Origin of the sequence: Hymenobacter lapidiphilus, from assembly GCF_003417065.2 — a bacterium.
In the GTDB taxonomy this organism is placed as follows: domain Bacteria; phylum Bacteroidota; class Bacteroidia; order Cytophagales; family Hymenobacteraceae; genus Hymenobacter.
In genome coordinates, this window is sequence record NZ_QVLT01000016.1 from 36,384 (window position 1) to 52,579 (window position 16,196).

General features: G+C 62.2%; 13 protein-coding genes. 10 read left to right on the top strand and 3 right to left on the bottom strand.

The window, feature by feature from the left end; genetic code table 11:
• Nucleotides 1-94: 94 nt before the first annotated feature.
• Complete coding sequence (locus tag D0N36_RS11055) at nt 95-1,198, bottom strand: Mrp/NBP35 family ATP-binding protein (RefSeq protein WP_116941451.1); 1,104 nt, start codon at nt 1,196-1,198, stop codon at nt 95-97.
• A gap of 178 nt (nt 1,199-1,376) precedes the next feature.
• Between D0N36_RS11055 and dnaG the strand changes: the two genes are divergently transcribed.
• The 8 genes from dnaG to D0N36_RS11095 all read left to right on the top strand — a co-directional run bounded on the left by dnaG (nt 1,377) and on the right by D0N36_RS11095 (nt 11,012).
• Entirely contained in the window at nt 1,377-3,440 is a 2,064-nt protein-coding gene (dnaG, locus tag D0N36_RS11060) for a DNA primase (protein ID WP_116941452.1), read from the top strand.
• Nucleotides 3,441-3,688: 248 nt separating this feature from the next.
• Complete coding sequence (locus D0N36_RS11065; RefSeq protein ID WP_116941453.1) at nt 3,689-4,774, top strand: potassium channel family protein; 1,086 nt, start codon at nt 3,689-3,691, stop codon at nt 4,772-4,774.
• Nucleotides 4,775-4,908: 134 nt separating this feature from the next.
• Nucleotides 4,909-6,132 (top strand): glycosyltransferase family 4 protein, encoded by a 1,224-nt coding sequence (locus D0N36_RS11070; RefSeq protein WP_116941454.1) that lies wholly within the window; start codon nt 4,909-4,911, stop codon nt 6,130-6,132.
• On the top strand, nt 6,116-7,327 hold the full coding sequence (locus tag D0N36_RS11075) for a glycosyltransferase (protein ID WP_190242632.1): 1,212 nt from the start codon (nt 6,116-6,118) through the stop codon (nt 7,325-7,327). Before D0N36_RS11070 ends, D0N36_RS11075 begins: the two co-directional genes overlap by 17 nt.
• Nucleotides 7,328-7,515: 188 nt before the next feature.
• Complete coding sequence (proC, locus tag D0N36_RS11080) at nt 7,516-8,316, top strand: pyrroline-5-carboxylate reductase (protein ID WP_116941507.1); 801 nt, start codon at nt 7,516-7,518, stop codon at nt 8,314-8,316.
• A gap of 140 nt (nt 8,317-8,456) precedes the next feature.
• Nucleotides 8,457-9,713, top strand: coding sequence for a bifunctional 3,4-dihydroxy-2-butanone-4-phosphate synthase/GTP cyclohydrolase II (locus D0N36_RS11085; RefSeq protein ID WP_116941456.1), 1,257 nt, complete (start codon nt 8,457-8,459; stop codon nt 9,711-9,713).
• A 188-nt stretch (nt 9,714-9,901) separates the two neighbouring features.
• Complete coding sequence (locus tag D0N36_RS11090) at nt 9,902-10,150, top strand: hypothetical protein (protein ID WP_116941457.1); 249 nt, start codon at nt 9,902-9,904, stop codon at nt 10,148-10,150.
• A 70-nt stretch (nt 10,151-10,220) separates the two neighbouring features.
• The gene (locus D0N36_RS11095) at nt 10,221-11,012 is read left to right on the top strand and encodes a hypothetical protein (protein WP_147320838.1); all 792 of its coding nucleotides are present in this window, start codon (nt 10,221-10,223) and stop codon (nt 11,010-11,012) included.
• A gap of 77 nt (nt 11,013-11,089) precedes the next feature.
• Here the strand turns inward: D0N36_RS11095 and D0N36_RS11100 are convergent, their stop codons facing one another.
• Nucleotides 11,090-12,841, bottom strand: coding sequence for a M14 family metallopeptidase (locus tag D0N36_RS11100; RefSeq protein WP_116941459.1), 1,752 nt, complete (start codon nt 12,839-12,841; stop codon nt 11,090-11,092).
• Between the two features lie 153 nt (nt 12,842-12,994).
• Entirely contained in the window at nt 12,995-13,429 is a 435-nt protein-coding gene (locus tag D0N36_RS11105; protein WP_116941460.1) for a DoxX family protein, read from the bottom strand.
• Nucleotides 13,430-13,712: 283 nt separating this feature from the next.
• Between D0N36_RS11105 and surE the strand changes: the two genes are divergently transcribed.
• Both surE and D0N36_RS11115 read left to right on the top strand, forming a co-directional pair.
• Nucleotides 13,713-14,591 (top strand): 5'/3'-nucleotidase SurE, encoded by an 879-nt coding sequence (surE, locus tag D0N36_RS11110; protein ID WP_116941461.1) that lies wholly within the window; start codon nt 13,713-13,715, stop codon nt 14,589-14,591.
• A gap of 413 nt (nt 14,592-15,004) precedes the next feature.
• Nucleotides 15,005-16,120, top strand: a complete 1,116-nt coding sequence (locus D0N36_RS11115) for an efflux RND transporter periplasmic adaptor subunit (protein ID WP_242478882.1) — start codon at nt 15,005-15,007, stop codon at nt 16,118-16,120.
• Nucleotides 16,121-16,196: the final 76 nt, after the last annotated feature.

Consider the following 16,196-nt stretch of genomic DNA (forward strand, 5'->3'; position numbering starts at 1 on the left):
CATAAACCGCGAAGGTCCGCAGAGTCGTTCTTAAACAGCTCTGCGGACCTCCGCGGTTTCGCTTCTGCCTCTGCAGGAAAGCGGCTAAGAAAACCTACCGGTTCATCTCTACAATATTGGTTTTGGGGGCCACGGCGTTGCGGATGCTTACCTGGCGGGCCACCTCCTCGGCCAGCTGCCCGAATACAACGGCGGCCGGCGTGTCTTTCTGCAGAATGACGGGCGTGCCCTGGTCGCCGTTTTCGCGGATGCTCTGCACCAGCGGAATGTGGCCCAGCAGCGGTATTTCGTGCTTGTCGGCTAGGCTTTGGCCGCCGCCTTCACCGAAGAGAAAATACTTGTTGTCGGGTAGCTCGGCGGGCGTGAACCAGGCCATGTTCTCAATTACGCCCAGTATCGGTACATTGATTTGCGGCAGCCGGAACATCTGCAGGCCCTTCTCGGCATCGGCCAGCGCCACTTTCTGGGGCGTGGTCACGATAACGGCGCCGGTCACGGGCACGGTCTGCACCATGGTCAGGTGAATGTCGGAGGTTCCGGGGGGCATATCGAGCAGCAGGTAGTCCAGCTCGCCCCAATCAACCTCCGTGATGAATTGCTTGAGGGCCGAGGAAGCCATCGGGCCGCGCCACACAATGGCCGACTCGGCCGGAGCCAGGAAGCCGATGCTCATCAGTTTCACGCCGTGGGCCTCGATGGGCTGGATGCGGTTCTTGCCGTCTTCACCCTGAAAAATGTGTGGCCGGGCGCTTTCTACCCCGAACATGAGCGGCATGCTGGGGCCGGAAATATCGGCGTCGATGAGGCCCACGCGGGCGCCGGTTTGGGCCAGGGCAATGGCCAGGTTAGCCGTAACCGTGCTTTTGCCCACACCGCCCTTGCCCGAAGCCACGGCAATAATGTTCTTCACGCCGGGCAGAATATCGCGGTTCTGGCGCATGGTCGTCACCCGCGAAGTCATCACGATGACCACCTCCGCGTCCTTGTCGACCATGGTATGAATGGCCCGCTCGCAGGCGTCGTGGATGAGCTGCTTGAGCGGGCAGGCGGGCGTAGTGAGCACGACGGTGAACGAGACGGTGCGGCCATCGATGGCCACGTCCTCAATCATGTTGAGCGTCACGAGGTCCTGGCCCAGATCGGGCTCCTCAACGTAGCTGAGGGCTTTCAGGACGGCTTCTTTGGTGATAGTGGCCATAGGGTTGCTGCGGGTAGGTAACGAAGTGCAAAGATAACCCGGAAATACGCTTGTCATCCTGAGCAGCGCGAAGGACCTATCCGGAGGCTATATCCAATGATTGGCTTCTCTATAGGTCCTTCGCGCTGCTCATGATGACAGTAGTTGCCAGCCGCTCAAAGGTTACCTTTGCCCACCTATGGCCCGCATCCCCAAAGAAACCGTCGACCAAATTATCCACCACGCCGATATTGTGGAGGTAGTGGGCGACTTCGTGAGCCTCAAGAAGAAGGGCCAGAATATGTGGGCCTGCTGCCCGTTTCACCACGAGAAGTCGCCGAGCTTTTCGGTGGCGCCGGCCAAGGGGCTGTACAAGTGCTTCGGCTGCGGCAAGGCCGGCGGGGTGGTGCAGTTTATCATGGATATTGAGGGTACCAGCTACGTGGAAGCCCTGAAATACCTGGCCAAAAAGTACGGCATCGACGTTCAGGAGGAGGAAAAGACCCCCGAGCAGCAGCTGGCCCAGAACGAAAAGGACTCCCAGTTTATCGTCTCCAACTGGGCCAAGGACCACTACCACCGGCTGCTGGAGCACGACGACGAGGGCCAGAGCGTGGGCTGGAGCTACCTGCGCCAGCGCGGCCTCAACCAGACCACCATTGCCACCTTCGAACTGGGCTACTCGCTCGACCAATGGGATAACCTGCTTAAATCGGCCACGACCGCGGGCTACGAGCAGAAATACCTGGAGAAAACCGGCCTTGTAGTAGTCAAGGAGGACGACAACGGCCAGGATACCGGCCGGCGCTACGACCGGTTCCGGGGCCGGGTGATGTTCCCGATCCATAATGTATCGGGTCGCGTGATTGGCTTTGGGGCGCGCACGCTCAAGCCCCACGACAAAACGGCCAAGTACCTCAACTCGCCCGAATCGGAGATTTACCACAAATCCGATGTGTTGTACGGGCTCTATCAGGCCCGACAGGCCGTGCGGAGCGAGGAGCAGTGCTATCTGGTGGAAGGCTACCTCGACGTGCTGAGCCTGCACCAGGGCGGCGTGAAGAACGTGGTGTCGACTTCCGGTACCTCGCTCACCGACGGCCAAATCCGGCTCGTGAAGCGCTACACCGACAACGTGACGGTGCTCTACGACGGCGACGCGGCCGGTATCCGGGCCTCGCTGCGCGGCATTGATATGCTGCTTGAAGGTGGCCTGAACGTGCGCGTGGTGCTGTTTCCGGACGGCGAAGACCCGGATTCCTACATCCGCAAAGTCGGCGACCAGCGCTTTAAGGACTACCTCGAAACGGCCAGCCAGGACTTCATCCAGTTCAAGACCGACCTGGTGAGCCGCGAGGCCGCCCACGACCCGGTGAAGAAGGCCGAGGCCATCCGCGAAGTACTCCAGAGCATCACCAAAGTGCCCGACCCTATTAAGCGGCAGGTGTTTCTGCAGCAGACTTCGCAAACGTTCGGCATTGATGAGCAGGTCATCATCAGCGAATACAACAAGCTGGCCCGCCAGAGTGCTCCCAAACCCGGCACCAGCGGCGGCAACACCAGCAGCGGCGGTGGGAGCGGGGCCGGCTTCCAGCCCGAAACCCGCAACCAGCCGCCCCGCCCCAGCCGCCAACTCAGCCCCGAAGAGGAGGCCGAAGCCCTCATGTACGGCGCTTCGCCCGAGGATTTGGCCGGCGGTGGCGCGGGCGGGGCCACCGACGACATGGAGCCCGTGCCCGATGTGCTGGAGCGTTGCGAGCGGGAAGTGGTGCGGCTGCTGCTGCTGTACTCGGCCCAACCGCTGGCCCCCGAGGTGAGCGTGGCCCAGTACCTGCTGGAGCAGCTCGACGACACGACTTTCAAAACCAGTATTTACGCCGATATGCTGCACCTGTGCCGCGAGGAGCTCAACCAGGGCCGCTGGCCCGAGGTGCGCACGCTCATCCAGCACGGCCGCTCCGATATCCGGAGCGCGGTGGCCGAGCTGGCCACCGAGAAATATGAGCTAAGCCCCAACTGGACCACCCACCAGATTCATGTGCCCCGCGAGCTCGACGTGCTGCAGCCGGCCTGCGACAACGCCATTCTGCGCCTCAATAAAGTGAACGTGGAGCGCGAACTGGCCGTGCGCCTCGAAGCCCTGCGCAACCCCACCGATGACGCCGAAATGATGGAAAACCTGCAAACCATTCATCTGCTGAAGCAGATGGACAATCAGCTGGCCAATATGCTGGGCACCGTCATTCCGCGCCTGAACGGGTAGGGCAAGCGGACGCCAGATCAAGCATGACCGCCTTTTTGGTTAAGTGTTCACATGCTCTCGGGCGAAGCTGGGGCGTCGCCCTACGTTTGCGCTACGGCCGTTCCATCCTTGCCATTGCGCCCGAGCCTGTCGTTCTTGCGGCCCCGCCACCAACTCCCGCAAAAATCGGCTGCTCCATCCGCTGGCACACCGAGCAATCCAACTCGAAAGCTAACAGCTAATAGCTGTCAGCTAAAAGCTTAAAAAGAATGCCTCCCATTATCAAGCCTCCCCGGCCCGGCCTAGTACATTACCTGCGGGATATCTGGCAGCGCTTTAACCTGAGCCGCTTCGTGGGGGCACTGGCCCTCACGGGCTCGGGGCTGGCTACGGGCATCATCGGGTTTATGTGGATTGAGAAATTCTCGTTTCTCGATGCCCTGTACATGACCATGATTACCGTCTCGACGGTGGGCTACCAGGAGGTACACCCGCTGTCGGTGGCGGGCAGGCTGTTCGTGTCGATTTATATTTTCTTCAACCTGCTGATTCTGGCCTACCTGCTGTCGGTGCTGAGCACGTACATCTTCGAAGGCGGGCTGCGTACGATGTTTACCATGCTTAAAAACGACCAGCAAATCCGCCGCTATTCCGACCACGTGATTGTCTGCGGCTTCGGCCGCAACGGCCGCAAAGCCTATCTGGAACTACGGGCCAGCGGGGCCGATGTGGTGGTGGTGGAGCTGGATGAGGCCGTCATCAACGAGTACGTGGCCGACGAGGCTGACCAGAACGAGAGCGTGTCGGTGGTGCGCGGCGACGCCACGCTCGACGACACGCTGCGGGCGGCCGGGGTCGAGCGGGCCCGCGCCCTCATTACAGCCCTGCCCAAAGACGCCGACAATGTGTTTGTGGCCCTCACAGCCCGCGAGCTGGCCCCCAACATCACCATCGTGGCCCGCGCCAGCCTCAAAAGCTCCGAAACCAAGCTGCTACGGGCCGGGGCCAACTCGGTGGTGATGCCCGACGAAATCGGGGGCTCCCACATGGCCAATCTCATCATGCGCCCCGAGGTCATCCGGTTCCTGGACATGATTTCGGGCTTGGGGCCGCACCGGTTGCGGCTGGAAGAAATGCGCGCCGAGGAGCTGCGGCCCGAGCTGCGGGGGCAGAGCATCCGCCAGCTCGACGTGCGCTCCCGCACCGGCACCACCGTTATCGGCCTGCGCCACCAGTCGGGCGAGTTTACCATCAGCCCCGCCGCCGACCTCGTGCCCGGTACCGGCGACGTGCTGCTGTTTCTGGGCACCGAGGAGCAGATTGTGAAGCTGCTGGATACGTTCCAGCAGGCGTAGCTCTTCAGCTGCCAGAACGCAACGTGATTCTTCGCCGCCGCTTGATTCGCGGGATGCGCTAAATGATGTTTCCTCCGGCAACTCACAACTGATGCCGTATCTTCGCGGGGCCCTATCAGCCCGCCGCTTTCCTCGTGCACATCCTCCAAATCTGCCCGCGCGTTCCGTTTCCGCCCACCGATGGCGGGGCCATTGCCATGTACGACGTGGCCGCTGGCCTGGCCCGCGCCGGCCACCGCGTCACGGTGTTGGCCCTCAACACGCCCAAGCACCGGCAGCCCGCCACCGTGCTCGACCACCTGGGCCCCAACGTGCGCCTGCTGACGGTGGACGTGGACACCCGCCTTTCGCCGCATAAGGCCCTGCTAAACCTGCTTTCCAGCGCGCTGCCCTACAATGTAGAGCGGTTTGTGAGCCCGGCCGTGGAGGCGCAACTGGCCGAATTGCTACAGCAGGAGCAGTTTGATGTGGTGCAGGTGGAGGGCACGTTTGTGGCCTGGTACGTAGAGGCGCTGAAGCGGCTGGCCCCCACGGTGCCGGTGGTGTTGCGGGCCCACAACGTGGAGCATACCATCTGGCAGATGCTGGCCGACAAAACCCGCAACCCGCTCAAGAAGTGGTACCTGCGCCAGCTGGCCGGCCGGCTGCGGCGCTTCGAGCAGCTGGTGCTGCCGCGCTTTGATGCCGTGGCCGCCATTACCGAGCCCGACCAGCAGCGCCTGCGCCGGCTGGGCTGCTCCGAGCCGGTGGTGTTCGTGCCGGCCGGCGTCGAGCTGAGCCGCTTCCGGCCCGACCCGGCCATCCGGCCCCGCCCGCGCACGTTGTGCATGCTGGGCTCCTTTGATTGGCTGCCCAACCAGGAGGGGCTCGACTGGCTGCTGCGCGAGGTATGGCCCGAAGCGCGGCGGCAGTTTCCGGAGCTGCAGCTGCACCTGGGCGGCAAGAACATGCCCGAGCGGTTCCGGCAGCTGCGGCTGCCCGGCGTCACGGTGCACGGCTTCGTCGAGTCGGCGGCCGAGTTTATGCAGCAGTACGAGCTGATGCTGGTGCCGCTGCTGAGCGGGGGCGGCATGCGCATCAAAATCATCGAGGGAATGGCCTTGGGCAAGTGCATTCTCAGCACCACGCTCGGGGCTGAGGGCATCCACGTAAAGCCCGGTTTTGATATTGTAGTGGCCGATTCGGCGGCTGAGTGGCTGGCGCAGCTGGGCCGCTACTACCGCGGCGAGCTGCCCGCGGCGGCCATTGGGCAGGAGGCTACCCGCACCATCGCCCGCCGCTACGACAACGAACGGGTAGTAGAAAGCTTCCTCGATTTATACACCATTCTGCTGCCCGCCCGTGCCGCCACTACCTGACGTGCTGGCGGCGGCTACTTTCTGGGGCAGCCTGCTGCTGGTGGCCCACACCTACGTGCTGTATCCGCTGCTGCTGACCCGCCTGGCCCGCGGCCGCCACCAGAATGCCAACGTGTACGCCCCCGATAGTCCCGAGCTGCCGGCCATCGATGTGCTGCTGGCCGTGTACAACGAGGAGCAGGTAATCGAGGAGAAAATCCGCTCGACCTTCGCCACTACCTACCCGCCGGATAAGCTCACGTTCTATATCGGCTCCGATAATTCTTCCGACCGCACCAACGCCCTCATCACACGGCTGGCGGCCCAGTATCCGGGCCTGCGGTTCCGGCCGCTGGGGCAGCGTACCGGCAAGCCCGGCGTGATGGAAGTACTGTCGGCGAAGGCCACCGCGCCGGTGCTGGTGCTCACCGACGCCAACGTGTTTTTCACGCCCGACACGCTCTATCAGCTGGTGCGGCATTTCCGCAACCCGGCCATTGGTTTGGTAGGCGGCCACATTCTCAACCCCGACCACCGCCAGGAAGGTATTTCGGGCCAGGAAAAGGCCTATCTGGAGCGCGAAAACCTGATTAAGTACCAGGAGGGCGTGGTGTGGGGCAGCATGATAGGCGCTTTCGGGGGCTGCTTTGCGGTGCGCCGCGCCTGCTACCACCCGGCCCCGCGCGGCTTCATCGTCGACGACTTCTTTATTTCCATGGCCGTGCTCCAGGATGGCTACCAGGTCATCAACGAACTGGCCGCCGTGTGCCACGAAGACGTGTCGGACCAGCTGCCCGAGGAGTTTCGGCGCAAGGCCCGCATTTCGGCCGGCAACTTCCAGAATCTGGTGGCGTTCCGGCGCCTGCTGTGGCCGCCCTGGCGGGGCGTGGGTTTTGCCTACTGGTCGCACAAGGTGCTGCGCTGGCTGACACCGCTGCTGCTGCTGCTTATGCTGTTGAGTTGTGCCCTGCTGGTGGCGCGGGGCGGTGGCGGGTTGTACCGGCTGCTGCTGGCCGGGCAGCTGGGCGCGCTGCTGCTGCCGCTGCTCGACGCCGGCCTGCACCGCCTGGGAATTCATCTGCGGCTGCTGCGTTTCATCAGCCACTTCTACTCCATGAACGCGGCCCTGCTGCTGGGCCTCTGGCGCTACCTGCGCGGCGTTAAAACCGCCGTCTGGGAGCCTACCGCCCGGTTTCAAGGGAAAACGGTGAGGTAGTGAGAAGAGATGAGCAGTGGGTAAAGGAACGTCATTCAGAGCGAAGCGAAGAATCTCGCTTGCTGACGCTGCAACGGTTGTCGTGCAACGGTGCCGAGCGAGATTCTTCGCTTCGCTCTGAATGACGTTCCTTTACTATCCTCTCACCTTTCACTGCTCGCTACCTCACCGTAAGCCATATGAAAGCCCTGCGCATCGCTATTCTCGGCTGCGGGAATATGGGCTTGGCCTTTGCCAAGGCCTTTCTGCACTACAACCTGGTGGCCCGCCCCGATTTGCTTCTGGTGGCCCGTCACGACGAGCACTGCCAGCGCCTCGCCCTGCAGCACCCCGACCTGCCCGTGGCGGCCCTGAACGCCGCTGTGGCCGATTATGGCGTGGTGCTGGTGGCCGTGAAACCCCAGGATTTCAGCCAGGTGGCCGCGGGCCTGCGGGCAGTGCTGCAGCCGGGGCAGGTGGTATTGTCCATTATGGCGGGCATTCCGATAGCGCGGCTGCAGCACGAGTTGAATCACCGGCAGGTAATGCGGGCCATACCCAACACGCCGGCCCTGTTGGGCATGGGCATCACCGGCTTTTCGGCCGCGCCCGAGATGGAGCGCAGCCGGCTGCACGAGGTTGAAAACCTGCTGAACGCTACCGGCCGCTCCATTTTTCTGGAAGACGAAAGCCTACTCGATGCCGTGACGGCCGTGAGCGGCAGCGGCCCGGCGTACTTCTACTTTATGGTGAAGGCCATGGTGCAGGCGGGGCAGGAAATGGGCTTCTCTGAGTCGGTGGCCGGCCTGCTCGTCAAGCAAACCCTAGGCGCTTACCATCTGCTCAACAGCTCCGCCCAGAGCCCCGACGAGCTGATTGCTGCCGTGGCCTCGAAGGGCGGCACCACCGAAGCCGCCCTGCGCGAGTTCAGGGCTGGTGGCCTGGCCGAAACCCTGATTGCCGGCATGAAGGCCGCCCAGCACCGCGCCATCGAGCTGGCCAGCGAGTAAAGCCCCCATTGCTGCCGGCTGCCAGTTCCTGCTTCGTAACTTTGCCCGGCCGCCGCTGGTTGTACGGCAGCCCCTGAGTAGCCCGCTGGGCGCCACCGAATCCGTGAAATCCGAAAAAAATCCGCGCTAATCCGTGATCCATGCTTGACTTGATTGAAGACGCCATTGCTGATATCCGCGCCGGTAAGGTGGTAGTGGTGGTTGATGATGAGGACCGCGAGAACGAGGGTGACTTTATCTGCGCTGCCCGCTGCGCCACGCCCGAAGTCATCAACTTTATGGCCACCCACGGCCGCGGCCTCGTGTGCGCCTCGCTGCCCGAAACCCGTTGCGAAGAGCTAGGCCTCGATTTGATGGTGGGCCACAACACGGCTCTGCACGCTACGGCCTTTACGGTGAGCGTTGATCTGCTGAAAAACGGCGTGACGACTGGCATTTCGGCTTCCGACCGCTCCAAGACCATTCTGGCCCTCATCGACCCCGAAACCAAGCCCGAGGAGCTGGGCAAGCCAGGCCACATTTTCCCGCTCAAGGCCCGTAAAGAGGGCGTGCTGCGCCGCGCCGGTCACACCGAGGCGGCCGTGGATCTGGCCCGTCTGGCCGGTTTCGAGCCGGCCGGAGTGCTGGTGGAAATTTTGAAAGAGGACGGCGAAATGGCCCGCCTGCCCGAGCTGCGCGAAATTGCCAACAAGTGGAACCTGAAGCTGATTTCGGTGCAGGACCTCATCAAGTACCGCCTCGAAAAGGAAAGCCTGATTGCCCGCGAAATCTCGGTGCGCCTGCCCACCGATTTCGGCGACTTCGACCTGATTGCCTACACCCAGCAGAGCAACAACGCCCATCATCTGGCGCTGGTTAAAGGGGATATTTCGGGCCCCGAGCCGGTGCTGGTGCGCGTGCACAGCTCCTGCGTAACGGGCGACATCTTCGGCTCGTGCCGCTGCGACTGTGGCCCGCAGCTGCACCGCGCCATGCAGCAGATCGAGCGCGAAGGCCGCGGCGTTATCGTGTACATGAACCAGGAGGGCCGCGGTATCGGCCTGCTCAACAAGCTGCGGGCCTACAAGCTGCAGGAGCAGGGCCGCGACACCGTGGAGGCCAACCTGGAGCTGGGTTTCGGCATGGATGAGCGCGACTACGGCGTGGGCGCCCAGATTCTGCGCGACCTGGGCATCAGCAAGATGCGGCTGCTCTCCAACAACCCCCGCAAGCGCACCGGCCTCATCGGCTACGGCCTGGAAGTGGTGGAGTCGGTGGCCATTGAGGTGGAGCCCAACGAGCATAACCAGCGCTACCTCACCACTAAGCGCGATAAGCTGGGCCACACCATTCTGCACCAGACCGGTGCCGCTGCGGCCGGCACAACGGTTGAGGCGTCTGGCGTCACGGGTCAGTAAGCCCGCGGCGGTCTGCGCCATTCAGTGTCCAAACGGCCCGGTCAGCACTGCTGGTTGGGCCGTTGGTGGTTAGGCTGAATTTGCGGCAAGCCGGGAACGACCTTATCGGCCAGTAGGGCGCCGGCGAGTGTCTCGATGCTATTTACCGGGTAGAATAAGTCCTTTGCTAAGTATAAAAAGCGGTAGTAATGACCACTCTATTGCCTGTGAAGATGCTGGCTGCAGCTCTGCGACAAGAACTGTTGGCTGATAATTCGTTTGAAAAACTGATGCAAATGCTCTGGCAGTACAAGGCTTCAGGAGGTGGGCAAGAGGATGCAGTGCATGTTTTAGAAGAATTGCGCGTTGAAATGCCCGATGAAGAACTGGAAGATACCGTTCTTGACTTAATGGATTTTGCGACTGGTTTCTGCTCGCCACACATGCGAATCTGGTAATCGGGTGCCGGAAGCGCCACGTTGAACACGAATAGCTCGAATACCGTTACCAAAGACTAATCCTCTTCCCATGAGAAACTTTGTTTTTAGTGGCTTACTAACATTGGTCGTGCCCTTCACGGCGCAGGCCCAGCGTGGGGGCGGGCAGGGGTTCACTCAGCAATTCAACCAGGGCAGCGTGCTACTTAGCTCGGGCGACAGTATCAGCGGGCCGCTGGCGCTGCACCGGGGCGAGGAAACGCTGACGATGACCTTGCCTGACAACACGGTACGCACGCTGCCCGCCGTGAACGTGCAGAGCTTCGCGGTGCGCGGCGAGCAGTACGACCGGAGCCGCGAGCGGTTCTACTACGACGATTTTTATGCTATGCGCCAGGGCTACTACTCGGGCAACCCCTACTTTGGGGCTACCCCGCCGCCCCGCCGCCGCGAGCGGGCCGATACCAACCTGCTGCGTGTGTTCCGGGTGTACCGCTGGAACCGCGACAACGACTACAGCGACTTCAAGGCGCCCGGTTTTTTTGAGCAGCTAAGTGACGGGCCCGTTGTTCTGCTGCGGCGCGAGGGCCTGGTAGAGCGGCCCATTACGGCCAATAGCCCCTATGGCTACGGCGGCTACAACGGTATGCCCAGCCGCACCATGGGCTACTATACCGAGGTCAAGGACAACTTCTTCCTGGGCCTGCCCGACGGCACGGTGCTGCCGCTGCGCACGCCCAAAAAAGACCTGCCGAGCCACTTCCGCGCTCAAGCCCGTCAGCTGGCCCAGTACGCCAAAACCAACAACCTCAACTATACCGACGCTCGCGACCTGGCTTATCTGGTGAACTACGCCAACTCGCTGGGGGCGGCAGTGAAGTAGTAAGCTGTTCAGCCTTTTTAAATAGTTTCGACTCCAACTCTTGCGTCTCTACACCCCTCGAAATCAAAATTTTACGGCTACAGCACCCGCAGCACAGGGTAGCGCAGGTGGCTGGGTTCGTAGTGGTCGGACTGGCGGTAGAGCCAGTCGAGCTGGGCGGGGCCGCTGGCGGCAAAGGCGGGGTCGGCCTGCTTTTTCTGGTTGAGCTGGGCCTGTAGTTCGGGCTTCTGGCGGAGCAGGCTGGCGGCCAGATCCTCGAACACGTAATCGGAGAAATACTCCTTCTGCTGGAGCGCGCTATCGAAGAAGCCCCAGGCGAAAAACGAGTCGGTGGCCTGGGGTTCGAGGGTTTCAATGAGGTAGCGGGCGGCGGGCTGGTTGAGGGAGATGTAGTAGTCGCCGCGCAGAAACTGGCGGGGCTGGCGCACCGGCCGCAGCTGCACCTGCGAGTGTGTATAATGGCCCTCGTAGGGCCGGGGGCTGGTTTTGTAGTCCTGGATGTAGTAGGTTTCGCCGTTGATAACGGTATCCATTGACAGCTGCCGCAGCTGCACGCCCGACAGGCGCAGGCGCTCGGCTACCTCGCCCCAGGCCTGAGGCAGCACGTAGGCGCGGGGCCGCTGCACGGTGGCCGTGGGCCGGAAGGTGTTGTAGTAGGGAATGGAGCGGGTAAAGGGCGCCTTCCGGTCGTAGTACAGCCGCGGCTGGCCGCTGACGTCGCTGGGCTTGGTTTTGCCCTCGTAGCCGCGGAACGTGAACCGCTCGGCCTGGGTGGTGTCGAGCCGCCAGCCCAGGGCAAACTCCTGCTGCTGCTGGCTGAGGCGGGTAGCCTCGGTGCGGGCCGCCGCCAGCGCCGCTTTCTGCTGCTGCACGGTGCCAATCAGCAGACTCAGGAAGTCATACGTGGCGCGCACCCGCGGCGTGTAGGCCTTCAGCATGTGGGTTTCCGTCACGAAACCGATGGTATTGAACAGCGTGGTGTAACCGGTAGAATAGCGCGGGCTCTCCAGGAAACCCTGCAGGCCCCGGGCGTCGGGCGTGCGGCCCGCAAAGTCCACGTAAGGGGCCATATGCCACTTTTTCTGGTCCATGCCGCCGTAGAGGGCCGGTAGCAGTTGCTGCTGCATGTACTGGCTAAGGGCGGGGTGCAGCTTGTCTTTCTGGGTGGCGATGAGCGTGAGCGTGTACTGGTAGTCGGCGCCGTTGGAGGTGTGGGTGTCCACGTACACATCGGGCTGCCAGCGCTGAAACAGGGCCGCAAACGAGCGGGCATTGCGCGAATCCTGCTTGATGTAGTCGCGGTTGAGGTCGAGGTTGCGGGCGTTGCCGCGGAAGCCGTAGCTCTCGGGGCCGTTCTGGTTGGTGCGGGTGCTGGAGTTGCGGTTGAGCGCGCCGCCCACGTTGTAAATCGGGATAATGACCAGCACCACATCGGCAAGCTGGCGGCGCAGGGCCTTTTTCTGCACGTAGTCGCGGGCCAGCATCAGGCTGGCATCAATGCCCTCGGGCTCGCCGGGGTGAATGCCATTCTGAATAAAGACGATGCGCCGGCCCTTGGCCCGCAGCGAGGCCGGCTCCATGTCGCCATCGGCCGAAACCACCACCACGTGCAGCGGCCGGCCGCTGTCGGTGGTGCCCGCCTCGCGGAGCTCGATTTCAGGATAAGCTGCATCCAGCCGCTGGTAGTAGCCGATGCACTCGTCGTAGGTGGCCGTGGTGTTGCCGTTGCCCCGCTCGAAGGGCGTGCGCCAGTCGGCCGGAGCCGGCGCGGCGGCGGCAGCAGGAGAGGGGAAAGTAAGGAGCAGTGAAAGCAGCGAGGGCAGTAGCATATAAAGGCAGTTGGGGCGGTAAAGATGGCCAATCTGACCAACTTGCCAGCCCCGATAATGCACAACGTCACCTGCCGGATACCACTACATCCGGGGGGGCATAATGATATGGGGCAGGTGACGTTGCCGCGTTACGAAAACAGCGGGCGCGGCTTAATACAGCCGCCGCGGGGCCGGGAACAGCAATTGGTCGAGGCTGAAGCGGCCGGGGCCGATGAAGGCCAGACCCAGAAACAGGAAGGCCGATTCGAGCGAGTGGGAGTAGGCGTTGAACTCGTCGCCCTTGCTTAGGTGCATAATGGTAGCCATCACCATGGTGCCGAGCAGCAACGCGCAGGTCCAGCGGAAGAACAGGCCCACCGCCAGCAGCTGCCCGCCGATGGCCTCGGCAAAGGCGGCCAGAAAGCCCCAGAAGGCAGGTGCAAAATTGAGCCCCACCAGCTTCATCACGCCCCCGATTTCGGCCCACGCCGCCGGGCCGCCCGTGAGTTTGGGGTAGCCGTGTACGGTGAACATAAAGCCAATGGTCACGCGTAATACCAGCAGGCCCAAATCATGCGTGCGGTAACGGTTTTCAAACAAAGCCATAAGCAGGTGGCCAAACGGACCAAGGCAGAGAGTAGGACAAAAACGGTCCGCCACAAGGGTTGGGACGTATATAGGGGTGGCAAAATACATTATTTGTAGCATTGTCCAAAGTGCGGGGCTGGTCTGGGGCCGGATGCTACGGTTCAGGCGGTGGCGGCCCGGTGGCCGGGCGGCAGTGGCCGGGCCGTAAAACATCCGAGCGCGGAGGGGCGTTAAGAAGCACCCCTGCCGGGGGCGTACCTTCGTCCGGCAATTCCTTCTTATCCTCGTAAGCCTGTTTCCTGTGTCAACTCCAGCCCCTGCCAAGCCGCTTATCCTTATTTCCAACGACGACGGCATTACGGCCCCCGGTATTGCCATGCTCGTGCGTGTGATGCGCCGGCTGGGCGAAGTGGTGGTGGTAGCGCCCAACTCGCCCCAGTCGGGCATGGGCCACGCTATTACTATCGGTAAGCCGTTGCGCCTCGACCCCAACCGCATTTTTGAGGGCATTGAGGCCTATGAGTGCAGCGGTACGCCCGCCGACTGCGTGAAGCTGGCCAAGCACCACGTGCTCAAGGACCGCCGCCCCGACCTGGTGGTGTCGGGCATCAACCACGGCTCCAACTCGGCCGTGAACGTGCTCTACTCGGGCACCATGTCGGCAGCCATTGAGGCGGCTATTGAAGGGTTGCCGGCCATTGGCTTCTCGCTCTGCGACTATGGCCACGACGCCGACTTCTCGCACGCCGAGGAGTGGGTGGAGCGCCTGGCCCGGCAGGCCCTGGAGCACGGCATCCCGGCCGGCACGGCCCTGAACGTGAACATCCCCAAAAAGTCGGACCAGCCCATTGCCGGAGCACGGCTCTGCCGCCAGGCCAAGGCCAAGTGGCAGGAAGAGTTCGACCTGCGCTACGACCCTTACAAGCGGCCCTACTACTGGCTGATCGGCTCGTTCGTGAACGGGGACCCCGGCCAGGATACCGACGAATACGCACTGGCCAACAACTACATATCCATTGTGCCCTGCCAGTACGACCTGACCTCGCAGCCGGGTCTGCGGCAGATGAATGATACCTGGGACATGAGCCCCATGCCGGCTTCCTCGGGCCAGGCGCTGCCCGTAGCCGTCCCCGGCAGCGCCGCTCCTGCTCCCGGTGAGTCGGCATCTGGGCTGGGGTAGGAGTAACCGCCAAGGGTGGGTTGGCTCCCGGCCCTGACCCGCAAAATGGTTTGATAAACGCTGACAGTGCGAGATTTGACCTCGCACTATCAGCCGTTTACTGTTGTAGGCATACTGCCCGTTGCGCTGCTGCCCCGCTTGGGGGAGGTGGCGCGACGGGCATTTCTGCGTTGCGCAAAGGACTTAAACGCTGGATGGCCGCTGACAAAAACTTTGTGGGCCGGGAGGCATCGGCTTCATACCCGCTTCATGAAGCGGGCGCTTGCTTTGTGCCCGAAGCCGGCTAGCAGCCGCCACTTCGCCTGGCTCGCGCCAGGTTTTAGGGGTAGCCGGTAGCCAGATGCTACGCCAGCACTTGTTGCAGCAGTTACGGCTGCTACCGGGCCTGATTCAGTTGGTTTACACGATTGTAAATGAAGTACCCGTCGTTCCGCATGATAGCTCACAACACGAAGTCCCTTCTGCTGCTTGGCCTGAGTGCCCTATGCCTGGCTACCAGTTGCACCAAGCACGAAGAGGCAAAGGAAGAAGCCGTAAAATACCTGGTTACCAGCCCGCTGCTGCAGGATACGACCATCACCAAGGAGTACGTGGCCCAGATTCATGCCATCCAGCACATCGAGCTGCGGGCGCTGGAGAAGGGCTACCTCGAAAAGATTTACGTGGACGAGGGCCAGGAGGTGCGCAAGGGCCAGCTGATGTTCCAGATTATGCCCCGCATGTACCAGGCCGAGCTGAAGAAGTCGGAGGCCGAGGCCAGCTACGTGGGCATCGAGTACCAGAACACCAAGCGCCTGGCCGACAACAACGTGGTGTCGAAAAGCGAGCTGGCCCTGGCTGCCGCCAAAGTGGGCAAGGCCCAGGCCGAAGTGTCGCTGGCCAAAACCCACCTGGCGTTTACCACCATCCGGGCGCCTTTCAACGGCATCATGGACCATTTCCAGGTGCGGTTGGGCAGCCTCGTGGATGAGGGCGATTTGCTGACCACGCTTTCGGACAACAGCCAGATGTGGGTGTACTTCAACGTGCCCGAGGCCGAGTACCTGTCCTACAAGACCAACGCCAAGGCCGCCAACCAGACCAACGTGAAGCTGCTGATGGCCAACAACGAGCAGTTCAAGCACCCCGGCGTGGTGCAGACGATTGAGGCCGACTTCAACAACGAAACCGGCAACATCGCCTTCCGGGCCACTTTCCCTAACCCCGACGGACTGTTGCGCAGCGGCGAAACGGGCAGCGTGCTGATGACGGTGCCGCTCAAAAAGGCCCTCATCATCCCGCAGAAAGCTACCTACGAGGTGCTGGAGAAGAAGTACCTGTATGTGCTCGACGCCAAGGGCATCGTGCACCAGCGCGAAATTACCGTTGGGGCCGAAATGCCCGACCTCTACATCGTGCAGAGCGGCCTGAAGCCCGGCGAGAAGTTCCTGCTCGAAGGCATCCGCAAGGTGAAGGACGGCGACAAAATCGACTTCGAATACGAAGCGCCCAAGCAGGTGCTCGCGCATTTGGGTACCCATTCGGAATAGCTTGTTTGGGGTCGTCACAACGGTGTCATGCTGAGCGGAGGCGCAAGCCGAAGTCGAAGCATCTCTACCTCTGACT